We start from the raw sequence: 18824 nt of genomic DNA on the forward strand, positions 1-18824 counted from the left end.
GGGGCCGGGGGAGACCCATACACCTCGGCCCCAGGGGCCGGGGGAGACCCCATACACCTCGGCCCCAAGGGCCGGGGGAGACCCCGTACACCTGACGCCGCGCTCTGATCCACCGCGGATCACGGGACAGCCCTTTGGGTCCGGGGGCGACGAGCGAGAGCGGGGGTCGGGAGCGGCCGTGCGGGCGCTGCCGGGGCGAGTGGACCATCGTCAGGCCCGAGCCTGTGCGGGTGCGGACCGGGCTCGGTCGCGGAAGAATGCGCGCCGTGATCGTGGATTGCGCCATCTACCGGGAGGGCCACCGCTCCAAGGGGCCCGACGATCTTTCCGATGCACTCGCAGAGGCCCGCGCGAGCGGGGACGCGTTCTTGTGGATCGGTCTCCACGAGCCCACGAAACCGGAGTTCGACCGAGTCACGAGCGAATTCGGGCTGCACGCGCTGGCCGTGGAGGACGCGCTCAGCGCGCATCAGCGGCCCAAACTGGAGGTGTACGACGATTCGCTGTTCGTGGTGCTCAAGCCGCTGAAGTACGACGCGGAGACCGACGCCGTATCCGCCGATGAGGTGATGGTCTTCATCGGGGACTCCTTCGTGGTCACGGTGCGGCACGGGGACAGCACACCGCTCCACTCCGTGCGCCTACGTCTGGAAGCCGCTCCCGAAGTGCTCAGGCACGGTCCGACCGCCGTTCTCTACGCCGTTTGCGATGCGATCGTGGACCACTACATCGACGTGGCGAGCGAACTGCAGATCGACATGGAGGGGCTGGAGGCGGAGGTCTTCGCACCCGAAGGGGGCGCGTCCCGGAACACCGCGGCGAAGATCTACACCTTCAAGCGGCAGGTGCTGGAGTTCCGCCGGGCGACGGTGCCTCTGACGGCACCGGTGGAGCGGCTGACGAACGCGGCGGTCCCGTTCGTCCACGAGGACTCCCAACCGTTCTTCCGCGATGTGAGCGACCATCTGCTGCGGGTGAACGAACAGGTGGAGGCGCTTGATCGGCTTCTCTCGGACATCCTGGCCGCGCATCTCGCGCAGATGGGCGTGCGGCAGAACGACGACGTACGGAAGATCTCCGCCTGGGCGGCGATGGTGGCGGTTCCGACGATGGTCGCGGGGATCTACGGGATGAACTTCGAGCACATCCCCGAGCTGACCTGGACCTGGGGATATCCGGCGGTGCTGCTGCTGATGGCCGCGGTGGTGTACGGGTTGTACCGGCTGTTCAAGCGCCGCGGCTGGCTGTGATCAACGGCTGCCGATGCCCACGCCACCGTCAGATGACGGGAGCTGCGGTCGCCGGACCGCCGAGGGCGTTGCGCCGTTCGGGCATTCTCAGGCTCACCATGCGCCGCCAGCCGCCGGCCCGCTCGTAGGCGTACATCGCGTGGATACCCGCGGCGAGCACGGCAGACTTGGCCTTGGGCCAGCGCAGCAGTCTCCCCATATGGGACATCACGGCGAGGCTGACGTCCCGGTAGACGGTGATCTCGGTGAGAGCGCACTCCCGCAGCGTGCTCTGGATGACGCGGCCGTGCCCGGCGTAGGCGAGGCGGAGCAGCTCTTCGTGGCAGTAGGCCAGATGGTTGTCCTCGTCGTTGCAGATCTGCCGGATCGCCTTGCCGACCTCGGGATGGTCGCCGAAGTACTTCACCAGCATGTCCATCTGGTCCGCAGCACGCTGTTCGGTGACCCGGCTGTGGGAGAGGTAGACGATGATGTCCCGCTCGCTGAGGCGCTCGTCCTGGCGCAGCTTGTCGTGGGCGAGGCCGATCCCATGGCGCTCGAGGAGCATCGTGTAGTCCGTCTCCGGCGGGACGGCGACCGGGTCGAGGCCCCGCTTCTTCAGCAGCCCGTTGAAGATCCTCCCGTGCTTGTCCTCGTCGGCACCGTGCCGGGTGATCTTCGGGGCGAGCTCGTCCATGGAGGCGGGCACCAGCGCGGCGATCCTGCCGTTCTCCCAGCCGCCCTGGGTCTCGCCGCTGGCCGCGATCGAGCAGAAGAGCTGGTAGGAGTCATCACTGTCGAGGATTTCCTGGAACAGGCTTCGGGCCGAGAGCATCACTGCCACCTCCAGTCGGACACCCGCAAAGAACGAGTCAAATGCGGCGCGGCCGGTCAGGCAACCGATGGAGCGGAGGACTCAGCCGAAAGAAGGAGCGCGCGCGAGACGCGAGCGGGGCATCTCGGAGCGCGCGGAACGGCACGCCCGCCCGCGGAGCCTCCCGGTTGTGCCGTGACCCGAGGACCCCGGGCGCGTTAGACGGCATGACGGCCGTGGCGGGGATGACCCCCGAGCCCCCACCACGGCCGCAGGTCGTTCACAGGAAGCGGGCCTCGATCACGCGAGCCCGGCGCGCTCGAGGGCGTCGGTGCCGGCCCGCAGGGCGGCCAGCCGCTCGTCCCGGGTGAAGCCCGCGGGGGCGAGGGTCAGCGTGGTGACCCCGGCCGCCGCGTACGCCTGCATCCGCTCGGCGATCCGCTCGACGGGGCCGAGCAGCGCCGTCGAGTCGACCAACTCGTGCGGCACGGCCGCGGCCGCGCCGTTCTTGTCACCGGAGAGGTACTTCTCCTGGATCTCCGCGGCTTCCTTCTCGTATCCCATGCGCTGGGCGAGCTGGTTGTAGAAATTCTGCTTCCGGCTGCCCATGCCTCCGACGTAGAGCGCCGTGTACGGGCGGAACATGTCGGCGAGACCCTGGACGTCGTCACCGAGCGCGATCGGGAGGGTCGGGCAGACGTCGAAGCCCTCCATGGTCTTGCCGGCCTTCTCGCGACCCGCGCGGATGTGGCTGATCGCCGTGTCCTCGATGTGCTCGGCGGCCGCGAAGACCAGCAGGGCACCATCCGCGATCTCACCGGTCTGCTCCAGGTTCTTGGGGCCGATGGCGGCGATGTAGACCGGGATGTGCTCACGCTCGGGGTGCACGGTCAGCTTGATGGGCTTGCCAGGGCCGCCCGGCAGCGGGAGGGTCCAGTGCTCGCCCTCGTAGCTGAGGCGCTCGCGGGTCATGGCCTTGCGGACGATCTCGACGTACTCGCGGGTGCGGGCGAGCGGCTTGTCGAACTTCACCCCGTACCAGCCCTCGGAGACCTGCGGCCCGGAGACACCGAGGCCCAGGCGGAAGCGCCCACCGGAGAGGGTGTCGAGGGTGGCCGCGGTCATGGCGGTCATCGTGGGCTGGCGGGCGGGGATCTGGAAGATCGCGGAGCCGACGTCGATGCTCTCGGTCTGGGCAGCGACCCAGGCCAGCACGGTCGGCGCGTCGGAGCCGTACGCCTCAGCGGCCCAGCACACGTCATAGCCGAGGCGGTCCGCCTCCTGCGCGACGGCGAGGTTGTCGCCGTCCATGCCGGCTCCCCAGTAGCCGAGATTGATGCCGAGCCGCATACCACTCCCCTTACCCATCAGTAACGTCGCTTCCCGCGGACTCTAGCGCGGCGGTCCCGCATCCGACAGGAGTGACTTGTCCACAGGGTTGATCGGGGTCGAGCCATGGCCAGTAATCTCGCCGCATGGAGCAGAGGCATCTCGGCCGTACCGGCCTGCGTGTGTCCCGGATCGGGCTAGGCACCCTCACCTGGGGCCGGGACACCGACGAGCACGCCGCCGCCGAGCAGTTGAAGGCCTTCTGGGAGGAGGGCGGCACGCTGGTCGACACAGCCGATGTCTACGGCGGCGGTGAGGCCGAGTACCTGCTCGGCCGGCTCATGGAGCGGCTGGTCCCGCGGCGTGATCTGGTCGTCGCGACGAAGGCCGGCAGCGTGCTGGAGCCGGACCGCAGGTTCGACTGCTCGCGCGGTCATCTGCTGGCTGCCCTGGACGCGTCCCTTGAGCGCCTCGGCACCGATCACGTCGACCTCTGGCAGGTCCATGCCTTCGACCCGCTGACCCCTCTGGAAGAGACCCTCCAGGCTTTGGACCTCGCGGTGAGCAGCGGACGCGCGAGATACGCGGGTGTGTCGAACTTCTGCGGCTGGCAGTTGGCGAAGGCGGCGACCTGGCAGCAGGCCGCCGCAGGAATGCGGACGCGTCTGGCGAGCACCCAGATGGAGTACTCACTGCTGCAACGCGGGGTTGAGCGCGAGGTGCTGCCGGCCGCGCTGGACCTGGGTGTGGGGCTGCTGCCGTCGTCTCCGCTGGGTCGCGGGGTGCTCACGGGCAAGTACCGGTCCGGGACTCCCTCGGACTCGCGCGGGGCGTCGGAGACGATGGGGGCCTTCGTCGAGCCCTATCTCGACGACACGGCGAGTCGCATCGTGGACGCGGTCGCGACGGCGGCCGACGGGCTGGCGACGACCCCGCTGGAGGTGGCGCTCGCCTGGGTACGCGACCGTCCCGGGGTGGTCGCTCCGATCGTCGGGGCCCGGACCACGAAGCAGCTAGAGGCGGCACTGTCAGTGGAGGGTCTTAGTCTTCCTGACGAAATCTGCCAGGCGCTCGACGATGTGTCGGCGCCCGTGCACCGCTATCCCGACCAGGACTGGAGCACGCTGTGACTGCGCAACCCGGGGCGATCCCCGGTCCCCCGGAGGACGAGCACCAGGACGCAGCGGCCTCGGACGTCCCGGGCGCCGCAGAGGCCGACGCGGAGGCTGCGGACCCGGACGTCCCGGGCGCCGCAGAGGCCGACGCGGAGGCTGCGGACCCGGACGTCCCGGGCGCCGCAGAGGCCGACGCGGAGGCTGCGGACCCGGACGTCCCGGGCGCCGCAGAGGCCGACGCGGAGGCTGCGGACCCGGACGTCCCGGGCGCCGCAGAGGCCGACGCGGAGGCTGCGGACCCGGACGGCAAGCGGACCGACGCGGGGGAGCTCTCCGATGCCGAGGTCGAGCTCGCGGCGCACCGGGAGCTGCGGGCGAGGATCGAGCAGCGCAAGGCGGGGAAGCCCGGGCCGATCGAGGCGGGGGCGAAGCTGAGCGGGACGGCCGCCGACCTGCTGGCGGCGGTGCGTGCGGTGGAGAGCGGACAGAAGGTCTCGGGCCCGCTGTTCGAACGGCCGACCTCGCCCCGGTCGCCGGCCGCGTCGTCCGTGCCGCCACCGGTGCGGCCCCGGACACCTGAGCCGGAACAAGGCCCGCGCGGACCTGGTGCGGCGGCGGTGGCCGCGGTACTGGAGGTGCTCGTGTCGGGGGGCGCGCCCGAGGGACTCGCGGAGCGGGTCGCCGGGGTGCTCGGGGAGCAAGCCGCACAGCTGCTGCGCGACGATCCCTGGCGGTTGCTGGCCGTGCCGGGCGTCCGACCGGAACAGGCCGACGGTTTCGCCCGGGCGCTGCTCGGTGCCGAGTGTGGTCCGGGTGACGGACGCCGTGCGGTGGGCCTGGTGAGCTGGCTCCTGGAGCAGGCCGCGCGACAGGGCCACACCGCTCTGGAGGCGGCTGCCGTGCGCGAGGCACTCGGCGCCCGCTCCGTGCCCGACCCTGACGAGGCGCTGAAGCAGGTCATCACCGAGGGTGCCGTTCTGGTGTTCCAGGACGGGCTGGACTACGGCGCCGAGGACGAGGGAGAAGGAGAAGGGGCCGGAGGAGAGGAAGGGGCCGGGGCGGCGGGGCACGGCGGTGCCGCTATCGGACCGGAGCGGCCGAGTGTGCCGGTACTCGTCGGCCTCGACCGCTACGCCCTGGCGGAGGAGAGCCTTGCCGACGGTCTCGCCCGGCTGGTCAGGACGGGCCTGGGTGATGCCGACTGGGAAGGGCCCGATCTGGTGCGGGCGGTCGGCGGCCACGGCTTGGTCGTGCACACAGGTGGTGAGGCGGCGCGGGCCGAGGTGCTGGCGCTGGTCGAGGCGGCGCGGGCGCACGGGCTACGCGCGATGGTCACGACCCACAGTGAGAACGGCCGCCGTCGGTCGGGGGACGCCGACGCGGTCACCTTGCGGGGGCTGCTCTCCGGGGTCGAAGGTCCCGGTCGCGACGCCGACGGTGGCCTCGCAGTCGATGTGCTGGCCGTCCTGGACGCGTCGCAGCTCGACGTCGAGTCCGCCGCGATGCTGGTGGAGTCCCTTCCGGACGGCAGCAGGCTGGTCCTGAGCGGGGATCCGGGCGTGCTGGGCCCGGCAGGCGCGGGACAGGTGTTCGCGGATGTGCTGGCGGCCCGGGTGTGCCCGCAGATCGCCTCGCGGGTGCCCGACCCCGGTCCGATCGGGGAGTTGGTCTCGGGCATCGGGATCGGCGAGCTGAACCAGGTGGCGGCCCCCGGCAAGGAGGTCGTGATCGTCCCGGTGCGGGACGCGTCCGAAGCCGTGCACCGTACGGTCCAGCTGGTCGCGGACTCGGTGCCGCGGGCGATCGGCGTACCACCGGAGCGGACCCAGGTGATCACGGTCGGGCACGGCGGATCCGCGGGGACCCGCGCGCTCAACGCGGCGCTCAAGGAACGGCTCAATCCAGGACCCGGTCGTTTCGGCGGCTTCGACCCGGGTGACCGGGTGGCGTATGCGCCGAGTCCTGGACGGGTCCTGTGCGGCACGGTCCTCTCGGCCGATGCGGAGGGGCTGCGCGTCGAGGGCGAGGGGGCAGCCATCGCCGTCCCCCGGGAGCAGGTCGGCTCGGCGCTGCGGCACGGCTGGGCGCTCACGGCGCACCAGGCGGCGGGCAGCCGCTGGCCCGCCGCGGTCGTCGTGCTCCCAGGCGACGCGGCGCAGGGCCTGAGCCGGCCCTGGGTCTACACCGCTTTCAGCCGCGGTGAGCGGCACCTCTCGGTGGTCCATGGTGTGGAGCAGGCCCTGGTGCACGCGGTCGCTCATGTCCCGGCACAGGCCCGTACGACCCGGCTGCGCACCCTGCTGGAGGGGCTGCTCGCCGCGCCGGACGAGTAGGCCGGGTTCCACCGGACGCGTAGGTGTGTTCCCGGAGTCCCGCCCGGGCCGGCGGCTCGGGCGGGAGGTCCACGGCGGGCGCACGGTCAGGCTGTCGGCCCGGTGGAGGCACGCACGGCCAGGTCAGGTGCCCGCCGTGTCGAGGTCGTCGTCCGGGTCTTCTTCGAACTCGTCCTCGTCGAAGACGGCGCTGACGTCGAAGCGGCACACCACCCGCTCCGGATCCGCCTGGTCGAAGGGTGTGCTCAGCCACTCCCCCGGCTCGGGGAGCTCGTCCAGCGCGGAGACCCACAGTGTGGAGTCGCCCTCTTCAAGGCCGAACTCCTTGTGGCGGGAGGCGATTTCATCTGGTTCGAACTCGCCGAAGAGCACGCCGAGTGCGGCATGCACGCTTGTGCCCACGACGGCCGCTGTGCGGTCGGCGGTGTCGTCCCGGTCCAGGTCCGCGACGCGCTGGGCCTGAGCGAGCAGGCGCTGCGGCTGGACCACGGCGTAGTCACGGCGGATGAGCACGCTCAGGGCGTTCGGCTCCTCGGGGCCGGCATAGGGCGGAAGGGAGTCATCCGCTCCGGGGATCTCGAAGGGAGTGACTTCGTCGTAGCGGTCGTAGAGCCGTTCGTCATAGGCCTCGGCTGCCGCGGCAAGTGCGTTGAATGCGTCGTACACCGCCGGATCGTCCTCTCCCGTGCGGCGTTCGACCGCTTCGAGGTGACGGTCCAGCGCTGCTTTGACCGCCTCGGCGGCGGCGCGAACCTCGGCAGCTGTGGGCTGCGTAGGAGCGGATGCATCAGACATAGGGAAGACGCTATCCGTACCGGGGCTCTGCCCGCACAATAGATGCGATGCCGGAATACGAATTTGTCGACGTGTATGTGCCACGCGGAGTCTCCCGCACGGAGGCCGCCCGTCTGCTGACCGACCATGCGGAGTACGGCCACTGGGAGTTGGACCGACTGAGTCTTCGCCGGGACGGCAGCCGCAAGGTGCGGCTTCGGCGGCGCATCATCCGCCAGGTACGCGCCACGTGGTGAGTCCCCGCTGGACAGGAGACGGGTCGGGCCCGCTGGGGCGGGCCCGACCCGTCTCCGTCCCACTGGGTGATACCACGGTCACGCCGAGGCGCGAGCCTTGCGGTAGATGACCGCACCGCCGAGCAGCGCGGCACCCGCAGGAAGCACGAAACCGAGCGCGCCCGCACCGGTGTGCGCGAGCTGGTCCGTGGCCCTGGGCGGAGTGCTCGTGTTGGTGCCCGGGGTATTCGGAGCTCCCGGCTCATTCGGCGTTCCGGGCTCACCCGGCTCATTCGGCGTTCCGGGCTCACCCGGCTCATTCGGCGTTCCGGGCTCACCCGGCTCATTCGGCGTTCCAGGCTCATTCGGCTCATTCGGCGTTCCGGGCTCCCCCGGCTCACCCGGCTCCCCCGGCTCCCCCGGCTCCCCCGGTTCCCCCGGCTCACCGGGAACGTCGGCACCGTTGCCGCAGGCATTGCCGACGGCGGCATTGCCGAGGCCGATGACCGACACGCTGTTCCCGCACGCGTTCACGGGGACATCGACGGGGACCTGAACGGTGTTGCCCGAGAGGACGCCCGGTGAGTTCGTCGTCCCGCCTTCGGCGTGGGCTCCGCTACCCCCTTCGGCGCTGTCGCCCGAGCCGTTTGCACAGCGGTTCCCGAATGCCGGGTTCAGCAGCCCGATCACGGAGACCGTGTTGCCGCAGACGTTCACCGGAACGTGCACCGGAACCTGGACCGCGTTGCCGGAGAGGACACCCGGTGAATTGGACGCACTGCCGTTGGCGTCAGCGCCACCGTGCGCCTGTGCGTAGCCACCGCTCAGAGCGATCAATCCGCCCGCGGCAGCCATGGTGATCAGGCCTTTTCGCGCGACCTGTCGCATAACTAGTTCCCTGCCTTCCGACTTCCGGAACGCCCCCGGGGATCGTCACCCGGAGGCGGAATGCCAACGGCCCCGGAATACGCGGCGCGCACTCCGAGGCCGCCTGACTCCTCAGGAGTCGAGGTGCGATGTCACGCGTTCTGGCAGTAGTTGCCGAAGGCCGGGTTCAGCAGCCCGATCACGGAGACCGTGTTGCCGCAGACGTTCACCGGAACGTGGATCGGCGCCTGGATGACGTTGCCGGAAAGCACACCCGGGGACTGCATCGCGGCACCCTGAGCACCCGAATCGGCGACGGCCATCCCCGCACCCGCGAGAACCAGACCACCGGTGGCAGCCGCAACAGCGACGACCTTCTTGATCATTCTTCCTCCTAGTTAGCAATGCGATCCCAGCCGCGGACCGCCACACCCTGTAACGACGAGGAAGTAATGGAGCTACTAGCGTATGGTCTCATTCACTCTTTTCAGTCGAGTACGCACGCACGGCCGAATAGGGAAACGGCCGAGTTCGGACCGTCCGACGGCCCGGAGCGACGGGTCAGCTCGCGTCGAGGAACCGGTCCAGCACCCGGACACCGAACTTCAGCCCATCGACCGGTACACGCTCGTCCACGCCGTGGAACATGCCCGCGAAGTCCAGTTCGGGCGGAAGCTTGAGCGGCGCGAAACCGAAACAGCGAATCCCGAGGTCGTCGAAGGACTTGGCGTCGGTACCTCCGGAGAGCATGTACGGGACGGCCCGCGCGATGGGGTCCTCCGCCTTCAGCGCCGACTGCATCGCGTCCACGAGATCGCCGTCGAAACTGGTCTCCAGCGCTCTGTCCGCGTGTACGTCCTCACGCTTCACCCGCGGCCCGAGGAGCCTGTCGAGATCGGCCAGGAACTCCTCCTCGTGGCCGGGCAGGAACCGCCCGTCGACGTGGGCGGTGGCCTGTCCCGGGATCACGTTCACCTTGTACCCGGCGCCGAGCATGGTGGGCGCGGCCGAATTGCGCAGCGTCGCACCGATCATCTTGGCGATCCCGCCGAGCTTGGCGAGGGTGGCGTCCATGTCCTCGGGGTCGAGCGGGGTACCCAGCGCGTCGGACAGCTCGTCCAGGAAGGACCGGACGGTCTTGGTGACCCGTACCGGCCAGGTGTGCCGTCCGAGCCTGCCGACCGCCTCGCACAGCTCCGTGATGGCGTTGTCGTCGTTGGTCATCGAGCCGTGCCCCGCGGTGCCGCCGACCGTGAGCCGCATCCAGTGCATGCCTTTCTGGGCCGTCTCGACCAGATAGAGCCGCAGGTTCTCGTTCACGGTGAAGGAGAAGCCCCCGACCTCACCGATGGCCTCCGTGACTCCCTCGAAGAGGTCCCGGTGCCGGTCGACGAGATACCGCGCCCCATAGAGGCCGCCGGCCTCCTCGTCGGCGAGAAAGGCGAGGACGACGTCACGCGGGGGCCGCCGGCCGCTGCGCAGCCGGTCCCGTACCACCGCGAGCGTCATCGCGTCCATGTCCTTCATGTCCACCGCACCACGCCCCCAGACGCAGCCTTCGGCGATCTCCCCGGAGAAGGGGTGGTGGGTCCAGTCCTCGGCGTTGGCCGGCACGACATCGGTGTGGCCGTGGATCAGCAACGCGGGCCGGGACGGGTCCTCGCCCTCGATCCGCGCAACGGTGGAAGCCCGCCCCTTGTGGGACTCGATGATCTTCGGCTCAAGCCCGACCTCGGCGAGCTTCTCCGCGACGTACTCGGCGGCGGCACGCTCCCCCGGCCCCGAGTGGTCCCCGTAGTTGCTGGTGTCGATCCTGATCAGATCGCGACAGAGGTCGACGACCTCGTCCTCGCCGGAGATCGTCCGGCCGGTGCTCGACTCGCTCACGCTGCTTCCTCCCGCTGTCGCTCGGTGGTCCCCCACATCCTCCCGCGCCCTCGGCCCGCGCCCCAAGGGCACCCGCGCCGATGCCGGCCGCCCCGCCCCTCTCTCCCGACCCCCGAGGGCGTGATCGAGCACCCCCGAATGTTTGCTATGGTTTTCCACGTCGGAACGGCCGCGAGCCGCAACGGCAGGCACCTTGTCCGGGTGGCGGAATGGCAGACGCGCTAGCTTGAGGTGCTAGTGCCCTTTATCGGGCGTGGGGGTTCAAGTCCCCCCTCGGACACCAGCAAGAACCCCTGTTGATCAGGGGTTTTCTGCTTTTTCTGGGCGCGTTTCCTGGCGTGCCGCCGAGTACGGGGTGCGGGAGCTGTGGGACGCAGACGACGAACGGCGCCGGTGGCGCCGCTGCCGCAGCGGGACGGAGTCGATCCCGTGCGCATCCGCCTGCCCGCGGACCCCGAGGGGGCCTGGCCGACGGTGCGGGATCACCTCGTCGAGCGGTTCGGGACGGCGGTGGGTGTCGCGAAGGTGGAGGCGATGCTGCGCGACGGGCGGTTCGTCTCGGCGGAGGGTCCGGTCGCCGCGGACGAGCCCTACACCGCGGGTCGCCTGCTGTGGTTCCACCGCGACTTCGCCGCCGAGGAGCGCGTGCCGTTCGAGGTGGGGATCGTGCACCGCGACGAGCGCGTGGTGATCGCCGACAAACCGCACTTCCTCGCAACCACTCCGCGCGGACGGCATATCACCGAGACGGCGCTCGCCCGGCTGCGGCGGGATCTGGGGCTGTCGGCACTGCAGCCCGCGCACCGGATCGACCGGATGACCGCGGGTCTCGTGCTGTTCGTCGTGCGGCCGGAGGACCGCGGGGCGTACCAGACCCTGTTCCGGGATCGGCGGGTGCGCAAGGAGTACGAGGCGGTGGCGCCGTACGACCCGGGGGTCGCCTTGCCGGTGGCCGTCCGCAGCCGGATCGAGAAGGTGCGGGGAGTGCTCGCCGCCCGCGAGGTACCCGGCATGCCGAACAGCGAGAGCCGGATCGAGCTGCTGGAGCACCGTGGCGGGCTCGGCCGGTACCGGCTTGTGCCGTCGACCGGACGGACCCACCAGCTGCGGGTGCATATGAACCGACTGGGGCTGCCCATCCTGAACGACCCGCTGTATCCGGAGGTGCGGGACGTTCAGGATGCGGAGCCTGAGGGCGGGGCGGACTACTCCCGGCCGTTGCAGCTGCTCGCACGGTCGCTGGAGTTCATCGATCCGGTCACCGGGCGCGCGTGCGGCTTCGAGAGCCGGAGGTCGCTCGCGGCCTGGTGAGGGCCCCGGTGCGGCCCCGTCCGGGTGACGGGCTCAGAACACCACGACCGAGCGCAGTACATCGCCCTCGTGCATCCGGGCGAAGGCCTTCTCGACATCGCCCAGGCCGATCGTCTCTGTGACGAAGGCACCCAGGTCGATACGGCCCTGCCGGTGCAGATCGATGAGCATGGGGAAGTCGCGGGACGGCAGGCAGTCTCCGTACCAGGAGGACTTGAGCGCGCCGCCACGCCCGAACACGTCCAGCAGCGGGATTTCGAGTTTCATCTCCGGGGTGGGCACGCCGACGAGGACGACGGTGCCGGCCAGGTCCCTGGCGTAGAAGGCCTGCCGGTAGGTCTCGGGGGTGCCGACGGCCTCGATGACGACATCGGCGCCGAAACCGCCGGTGAGTTCGCGTACGGCGTCGACGGGGTCGGTGGTGCGGGAGTTGACGGTGTGGGTGGCGCCCATGGCACGGGCGGTCTCCAGCTTCCGGTCGTCGATGTCGATGGCGATGATGCGGGCGGCTCCGGCCAACCGGGAGCCGGCGATGGCCGCGTCCCCGACGCCGCCGCAGCCGATGACGGCCACGGAGTCGCCGCGGCCGACGTTCCCCGTGTTGATCGCGGCGCCGATGCCGGCCATGACTCCGCAGCCCAGCAGCCCGGCAACGGCCGGGGCGACCTCGGGGTCCACCTTGGTGCACTGGCCGGAAGCGACCAGGGTCTTCTCCGCGAACGCACCGATGCCGAGCGCGGGGGAGAGCTCCCTGCCCGCCTGGGGACCACTGGCCAGGGACATCTTCTGGGCGGCGTTGTGGGTGTCGAAGCAGTACCAGGGCCGGCCGCGCAGACAGGCGCGGCACCGCCCGCAGACCGCGCGCCAGTTGAGGATCACGAAGTCGCCGGGGGCGACGTCGGTGACACCCGGGCCGGTCGACTCCACGATGCCCGCGGCCTCATGGCCGAGCAGGAAGGGGAAGTCGTCGCTGATGCCGCCCTGCTTGTAGTGGAGATCGGTGTGACAGACCCCGCAGGCCTGGATCTGCACGACGGCCTCGCCCGGCCCCGGGTCGGGGATGGAGATCTCCATGACCTGGACGGGCTCGTTCCTGCCCGGGGCGACAACCCCTCGGACCTGCTGCGGCATTGCAGTGCTTCCCTTCCTCAGGACAGGTGTGTACCGCATGTGTACCGCATCACAAGGCGACGCGGGTGGCTCACGGTGAGACCCCCCGCCGGGTCTCTCTCGTCGGGGGTCTCCATGCACGCGTCCCGCTGGGCGCCTCCTGGATCCGGAGGCAGCTCAGTCCTGGGTCCAGCCTGCGGCGATCTTACGGACCTTGCCGCGCACCACGAACCAGCCGCCGACGAGAGCGAGCGCGATCACGGGCACGAGGTTGACCGTGGTGCGGCTGATGCCGCCGTCCATCCACATCAGGACCAGCACGGAGGCCAGGAACACCAGCGTGATCAGCTGGGTGTACGGGGCCCAGGGCAGTCGGTAGCCGGGGCGAGTGACCCGGCCGTCCTTGGAACGGTGCCAGAACAGCAGGGAGCAGAGCATGATCATGCCCCAGGTGCCGATGATGCCGATCGAGGCGAAGTTCAGCACCAGCTCGAAAGCCTCGCCAGGCATGACGTAGTTCAGGAACACACCCGCGACACCGAAGCCCGCGGTGAGCAGGATTCCGCCGTAGGGGACTCCGCCCTTGTTCATCACACCGGTGAACTTGGGTGCGGAGCCGGAAAGCGACATGGAGCGCAGAATGCGGCCGGTGGAGTAGAGGCCGGAGTTCAGGCTGGACAGGGCTGCGGTGAGCACCACCAGATTCATCGCGTCGGCGCCACCGGGGATGCCTAGCTTGTTGAAGACGGTGACGAACGGGCTCTGGTCGCCGGAGTATGCGGTGTACGGCAGCAGCAGGGCGAGCAGCACGACGGAGCCGACGTAGAACAGGCCGACACGCCACATGATCGAGTTGATCGCCTTCGGCATGATCTTCTCGGGGTTCTCGGTCTCGCCGGCGGCGACACCGCAGAGCTCGACGGAGGCGTACGCGAAGACGACGCCCTGGATGAGCAGCAGCATCGGCATCATGCCGTTGGGGAAGATGCCGCCGTTGTCCGTGATGGTGGCGAGGCCCGGGGTGTGACCGCCGATCTCGTGCTGGGTGGCGACCAGGTAGATGCCGACCAGCATGAAGATCACCAGCGCGGCGACCTTGATGATCGCGAACCAGAACTCCATCTCACCGAAGTACTTCACCGAGATCAGGTTGGCGGCGAGGACGACGGCGAGCGCGATCAGGGCGAGCACCCACTGCGGGATGTCGCTGAACATCGACCAGAAGTGGGCATAGGTGGCGGCTGCCGTGATGTCGGCCACAGCGGTCGTCGACCAGTTGAGGAAGTACAGCCAGCCGGCTGTGTAGGCGCCCTTCTCGCCCATGAACTCGCGGGCGTACGAGACGAAGGCACCGGAGGACGGCCGGTAGAGGACGAGCTCGCCGAGCGCGCGCACGACGAAGAAGGCGAAGACACCGCACAGGGCGTACACGATGAAGAGTGAGGGGCCGGCATTGGCCATACGGCCGCCGGCGCCCAGGAAGAGGCCGGTACCGATGGCGCCGCCGATGGCGATCATGTTGATGTGCCGTGACTTGAGGTCCTTGCGGTACCCGGCATCTCCGGCGTCCACGTGGGGACTGCCCGTTTCCGGGGTCCCGGCGATGGGTGTTTCGGCCGCAGTCATGGTGCGGTCACTCATAGAGTTGTTCGCCTTTGTGAGGGGGTGTGCGGTGCCCGGTCGTCCACCGGGGGGCCTTCGCGGTGAGGAGGGTCAGTCATCGCGACAAGGCACGGGGGCGCAGAGGCCCCGAGAGGACATAGTCACGGCAACCCTGGGATTTTGGCAGTGTTGAAGCTCACTCAGATACAAATCTGAGGTTTTTCAGAGGTTTCAACAAGGTGAACAAAGGCACTCAAGATCATCGATAGAGAGTCGATCACCAGGATGCACGGCTCCGGCCGACAGCGGCCCCGCACGGTGGTCCCGCAGCCGAGGCGCTCGGTCCCACTGCTCGTCGCCATCGCGAACGGCCACGGCGGCAGGCGGCAGGGGCCTCACAGCTCCGGCGGCTTCGGCGGTCGCGGCGATGTCGGCGGCATCGACGGGCCCGGCGTCCTCTCATGATGGGGTCAGCAGCCCGGCGGCTCCGGGTCCGTGTCGATGGAGACAACGAGGCAGGCACCGATGAGCAATTCCCCGGTGGTCGTGGTGATGGGTGTGGCAGGCACCGGGAAGACCACGATCGGTGCCCTGGTCGCGGCGCACCTGGGCGTCCCTTACGCCGAAGGCGACGACTTCCATCCGGCGGCCAACGTCGCCAAGATGTCGGCCGGCGTCCCGCTGGACGACACCGACCGCCTGCCCTGGCTCGACGCGATCGGCCGCTGGGCGCGCGGCAGGGAGGGCAGGGGCGGAGTGGTCTCCTGTTCGGCGCTGAAGCGGAGCTACCGTGACCGGCTGCGCGCCTCGGCACCCGGGGTGGTCTTCCTTCACCTCACCGGCGGACGCGCGCTGATCGAACGGCGCATGGCTGAGCGCGGGGGCCACTTCATGCCGACCGCGCTGCTCGACTCGCAGTACGCCACGCTGGAGCCGCTGGAAGCGGACGAAGCCGGTGTCGCCGTCGACGTGGCCGGCTCCCCCGAGGCCGTCGGCTTGCGTGCCGCCGCGGGACTGCGGCGCCTCGACGGCGCCGGCGGGTGAGAGCCACGGATGAGAGCAGGGCCCCTGGCCTCAGTCCTCGTCCGGTTTCCAGAGCGGGTGTTCCCGCCTGGCCCAGGGCCTCTCGACCGAGCCGGTGCGCATACCCCGGCGGGCTTCCGGATCGGCGACGGCCATACCGATATGCCCGGCTAGCACGATGCCGATGGCGAGCGCCAGCCAGTCGTGGACGAAGGTCGCGCTGGTGCGCCACACCAGCGGCGCGAGCTGCGTGAACCACATCAGCAGCCCGGTGCCGAGCATCACCAGCGCCGCGCCCGCGATCCAGGCGGCGAAGACCTTCTGCCCGGCGTTGAACTTTCCCGCGGGCCGGTGCGCGGGACCGTGCAGCCGCCGCCGCGCGGCGGCCAGCCACTGCCGGTCATGCGGGCCGAAGCGATTGAGTCGTCGCAGGTCCGCACGGAACCCGTACGACGCGAGAGCGAGCAGGACCGGCACCGGCAGCAGCAGTCCCGACCACTCGTGCACGGTGACCACGAGGTGGCGGCGGCCGACGAGCTCGGCGAGTTCGGGAATGTAGAGGCAGGCTGCGGAAGCCACGCACAGCAGCATCAGCGTGGCAGTACTCCGGTGCACCCATCGCTGTACGCGGCTGAACCTGCGTACGCGTGGGGCTCCCGAGCCTTCAGACGGTGGGTGCGTCGTCCCGGCCGTTCGACCGGCCGACCCAGGCGTCGATGTCATAGCCCCGCTCCTCCCAGTAGCCGGGCCGCACCTCGGAGGTCAGCGTGATTCCGGACAGCCACTTCGCGGACTTGTAGAAGTACATGGGCGCGACATACAGACGCACCGGGCCGCCATGCGCATGGCTCAGCGGTTCGTCCTGCATCCGCAGACACACCAGGACGTCCGAGCGGCGCGCCTGGTCCAGCGTGAGGCTCTCGCTGTACGTGCCGTCGAAGCAGGTGAAGCGGATGGCCCGGGCCTCGGGCCGCACCCCGGCCGCGTCCAGCAGCGCCGAGAGGGTCACGCCCTCGAAGGGGGTCCGGGGCACGCGCCAGCCGGTGACGCACTGGACGTCGCGTACCACCCGGGTCTGCGGGAGGGCGCTCAGGACGTCCAGTGTGTAGGTCGCGGGCCGCTCGACCAGTCCGTCGACGGTGAGGCGGTAGTCGGCCGCGCTCCTACGGGGCACCGAGGAGGCGACGGAGTAGTAGCGGAAGCCACCACCGTTGGGGAGCAGGCTGGTGAGCTTGGTGGGGTCCTTGTCAGCGACCGAACCGAGGACGCTTTCGAAGCCTCGCTGGAGATACGGGGCGGTGGCCACGCCCGCGGCGCCGAGGCCGAGCACGGACAGCAGGACGCGGCGGCCGATCGGCGCGCCCTCCCCGTCCGGTGGTGGGCCGGCTGCCGGCCCTCGGACATGGTCCCGCCCCGGGCCCTGGTCCTGGGCCGCGCCACGGCCCCGGGCAGGGTCGCGGTCCGGGGCGGGGTCGCGGTCCGGGACCGGGCTCGTTTCGGCGTTCGGGTCGTGGCTCACATGTCGATTGAATGCCCCGTGGTCGCCGGAATCCAGCGACCACGGGTGATTGTCAGACTTCCTTAAGAATCGTGGTGCCGCTTCTGTGAGTCGCCGCGTTCCGCGGCGCGCTCGAGCTCGAAGGCCTCGTTGCCGAGACCGACGCGCGCGTGCGCGTCGGGGCGCGTGACCCTGAGCACAGCCCCGTACAGCAGACCGGCGACCAGCGCGGCACCGACCACTCCGGGCAGGATCCAGCTCAGGGCGGAATCCGGTCCGGCGCCGATCAGGACGTCGAAGTCCCTGACGGTGTAGATCGCGATTCCCACGAGGGCGATGCCCGCGAGTGCGGAGGCGACGAGCCGCCATGCCTGCGCCAGCGCGGCGCCACGGCGGAAGAAGAACGCGATCACGGCGAACGAGGCGGCGGCCATGAGCAGGATGACACCGAGCGCGCCGACGTTGCCCATCCAGGTGAACAGGCGCAGTACGGGGGTGGTCGGATCGCCCGCGGGAAGCGCGTCACTGGCAGCGAAGGCGATGACGACCAGGACCGAGACGGCGGACTGGAGCAGGGAGCCGGTGGCGGGCGCGCCGCTCGCCGCGCTCGTACGGCTGAAAGCGGCGGGCAGCAGCCCCTCGCGGCCCATGGCGAAGGCGTACCGGGCCACCACATTGTGGAAGCTGAGCAGTGCCGCGAACATGCCGGTGACGAAAAGGACGTGGAGCACATCGGTGAAGGTGTCGCCGAGACGGGCCTCGGTCAGCGCGAACAGCAGACCCGGACCCTGTTCGGCCGCCTCGCCGACCACCGCGCCCGGCCCGGCGGCCACGGTGAGCGCCCAGGCTCCGAAGGCCAGGAACAGGGCGACGAAGCCGACGGCGAGGAACATCACGCGCGATACGACCACCTGGGGGCGGCTGGTCTCCTCCGCGTACACGGGCGACTGCTCGAAGCCGATGAAGGCGGCGATACAGAAGCACAGAGCGGTGCCGAGCCCCGCCCCGGTGAGGCTGCCGGGATCGAACGCGGCGAATGACAGCCCTTCACGCCCAGGCTTCGCGAGGGCGGCGACGTCGAAGACCACGACGAGGGCGCACTCGATGACGAGCAGTACGCCGAGGGCCTTGGCATTGAGATCGATCTTGAGCCAACCCAGTACGGCGACGAGGACGGCGGCGGCCAGGGCGGGCATCCACCAGGCGACCGTCAGTCCGAGATGCGCGGCCAGCAGTCCGGATACCTCGAAGCCTAGGATTCCGTAGATGCCCACCTGCATGGCGCTGTACGCGACCAGTGCGACATAGGCGGCACCGGCTCCCGCGGTGGGGCCGAGCCCGCGGGCTATATAGGCGTAGAAGGCTCCTGCGTTGTGGACATGGCGGCTCATCTCCGCGTATCCGACGCTGAAAAGGATCAGTACGAAGCCGAGGATGACGTAGAGCAGCGGCTGCCCAAGCATGCCCATGACACCGAATACGGTGGGCATGACCCCGGCCACGACCATGAGCGGCGCGCTGGCGGCAAGCACGGAGAGCAGCAGGCCTGCGGTGCCGAGGCGGTCGGCACGCAGGGCACGTTCCTGCCCCTTGTACGTGTTGATCTCTCTGGACGTGACGGCACCGCGAGTGGCGGTCGTACGCGAACTGCCCGGGGACATGGCGGTTTCGGCCTCTCAGGTCGGATTCGGAGAAG

At 69.9% G+C, this 18824-nt stretch carries 17 protein-coding genes and 1 tRNA gene; 7 read left to right on the forward strand and 11 right to left on the reverse strand.

Translation table 11 applies throughout. The annotated features are described in order from the left end of the window. The first annotated feature begins 257 nt into the window (after positions 1–257). A complete protein-coding gene (corA, locus tag V1460_RS23500) occupies positions 258–1250 on the forward strand; it encodes a magnesium/cobalt transporter CorA (RefSeq protein ID WP_338675594.1) in 993 nt (330 codons plus the stop codon). 28 nt (positions 1251–1278) lie between these two features. Here the strand turns inward: corA and V1460_RS23505 are convergent, their stop codons facing one another. Both V1460_RS23505 and V1460_RS23510 read right to left on the reverse strand, forming a co-directional pair. Then, positions 1279–2064 (reverse strand): ferritin-like domain-containing protein, encoded by a 786-nt coding sequence (locus V1460_RS23505; protein ID WP_338675595.1) that lies wholly within the window; start codon positions 2062–2064, stop codon positions 1279–1281. A 279-nt stretch (positions 2065–2343) separates the two neighbouring features. After that, positions 2344–3393, reverse strand: coding sequence for an LLM class F420-dependent oxidoreductase (locus V1460_RS23510; protein ID WP_338675596.1), 1050 nt, complete (start codon positions 3391–3393; stop codon positions 2344–2346). Positions 3394–3518: 125 nt separating this feature from the next. Here V1460_RS23510 and V1460_RS23515 point away from each other — a divergent pair, with 125 nt between their 5' ends. Continuing rightward, on the forward strand, positions 3519–4502 hold the full coding sequence (locus tag V1460_RS23515; RefSeq protein WP_338675597.1) for an aldo/keto reductase: 984 nt from the start codon (positions 3519–3521) through the stop codon (positions 4500–4502). Further along, a complete protein-coding gene (locus V1460_RS23520; protein ID WP_338675598.1) occupies positions 4499–6820 on the forward strand; it encodes a helix-hairpin-helix domain-containing protein in 2322 nt (773 codons plus the stop codon). The genes V1460_RS23515 and V1460_RS23520 overlap by 4 nt, the downstream gene beginning before the upstream one ends. 123 nt (positions 6821–6943) lie before the next feature. Here the strand turns inward: V1460_RS23520 and V1460_RS23525 are convergent, their stop codons facing one another. Then, on the reverse strand, positions 6944–7615 hold the full coding sequence (locus tag V1460_RS23525) for a hypothetical protein (RefSeq protein WP_338675599.1): 672 nt from the start codon (positions 7613–7615) through the stop codon (positions 6944–6946). A gap of 47 nt (positions 7616–7662) precedes the next feature. Between V1460_RS23525 and V1460_RS23530 the strand changes: the two genes are divergently transcribed. Further along, positions 7663–7851 (forward strand): DUF5703 family protein, encoded by a 189-nt coding sequence (locus V1460_RS23530; protein WP_338675600.1) that lies wholly within the window; start codon positions 7663–7665, stop codon positions 7849–7851. 78 nt (positions 7852–7929) lie between these two features. Here the strand turns inward: V1460_RS23530 and V1460_RS23535 are convergent, their stop codons facing one another. The 3 genes from V1460_RS23535 to V1460_RS23545 form a co-directional block, all read right to left on the reverse strand. Beyond that, on the reverse strand, positions 7930–8718 hold the full coding sequence (locus V1460_RS23535; RefSeq protein ID WP_338675601.1) for a chaplin family protein: 789 nt from the start codon (positions 8716–8718) through the stop codon (positions 7930–7932). Between the two features lie 131 nt (positions 8719–8849). Further along, positions 8850–9083 carry a chaplin ChpH gene (chpH, locus tag V1460_RS23540; protein WP_338675602.1) on the reverse strand — a complete coding sequence of 78 codons (234 nt, stop codon included), beginning with the start codon at positions 9081–9083 and terminating at the stop codon, positions 8850–8852. Between the two features lie 175 nt (positions 9084–9258). After that, entirely contained in the window at positions 9259–10584 is a 1326-nt protein-coding gene (locus V1460_RS23545; protein ID WP_338675603.1) for a M20/M25/M40 family metallo-hydrolase, read from the reverse strand. 195 nt (positions 10585–10779) lie between these two features. On the opposite strand from V1460_RS23545, the gene V1460_RS23550 reads away from it, so the two are divergent. Then, positions 10780–10867, forward strand: a tRNA-Leu gene (locus tag V1460_RS23550). Positions 10868–10950: 83 nt separating this feature from the next. Next, positions 10951–11895 carry a pseudouridine synthase gene (locus V1460_RS23555; protein WP_338675604.1) on the forward strand — a complete coding sequence of 315 codons (945 nt, stop codon included), beginning with the start codon at positions 10951–10953 and terminating at the stop codon, positions 11893–11895. A 33-nt stretch (positions 11896–11928) separates the two neighbouring features. Here the strand turns inward: V1460_RS23555 and V1460_RS23560 are convergent, their stop codons facing one another. Together V1460_RS23560 and V1460_RS23565 are read right to left on the reverse strand one after the other, a co-directional pair. Continuing rightward, complete coding sequence (locus tag V1460_RS23560) at positions 11929–13026, reverse strand: S-(hydroxymethyl)mycothiol dehydrogenase (RefSeq protein ID WP_338675605.1); 1098 nt, start codon at positions 13024–13026, stop codon at positions 11929–11931. A 156-nt stretch (positions 13027–13182) separates the two neighbouring features. Beyond that, positions 13183–14646: an amino acid permease gene (locus V1460_RS23565; protein ID WP_338675606.1), complete on the reverse strand. Its 1464-nt coding sequence runs from the start codon at positions 14644–14646 to the stop codon at positions 13183–13185. 486 nt (positions 14647–15132) lie between these two features. Here V1460_RS23565 and V1460_RS23570 point away from each other — a divergent pair, with 486 nt between their 5' ends. Further along, positions 15133–15651 carry a gluconokinase gene (locus tag V1460_RS23570; RefSeq protein WP_338675607.1) on the forward strand — a complete coding sequence of 173 codons (519 nt, stop codon included), beginning with the start codon at positions 15133–15135 and terminating at the stop codon, positions 15649–15651. Positions 15652–15681: 30 nt separating this feature from the next. Here the strand turns inward: V1460_RS23570 and V1460_RS23575 are convergent, their stop codons facing one another. From V1460_RS23575 to V1460_RS23585, 3 genes are all read right to left on the reverse strand, one after another. Continuing rightward, positions 15682–16353, reverse strand: coding sequence for a cytochrome b/b6 domain-containing protein (locus V1460_RS23575; RefSeq protein WP_338675608.1), 672 nt, complete (start codon positions 16351–16353; stop codon positions 15682–15684). After that, the gene (locus tag V1460_RS23580) at positions 16295–16984 is read right to left on the reverse strand and encodes a molybdopterin-dependent oxidoreductase (RefSeq protein WP_338678170.1); all 690 of its coding nucleotides are present in this window, start codon (positions 16982–16984) and stop codon (positions 16295–16297) included. Before V1460_RS23580 ends, V1460_RS23575 begins: the two co-directional genes overlap by 59 nt. 227 nt (positions 16985–17211) lie before the next feature. Continuing rightward, positions 17212–18789, reverse strand: coding sequence for an APC family permease (locus V1460_RS23585; protein WP_338675609.1), 1578 nt, complete (start codon positions 18787–18789; stop codon positions 17212–17214). Positions 18790–18824: the final 35 nt, after the last annotated feature.

It is taken from the genome of Streptomyces sp. SCSIO 30461 (genome assembly GCF_037023745.1).
Classification (GTDB): domain Bacteria; phylum Actinomycetota; class Actinomycetes; order Streptomycetales; family Streptomycetaceae; genus Streptomyces.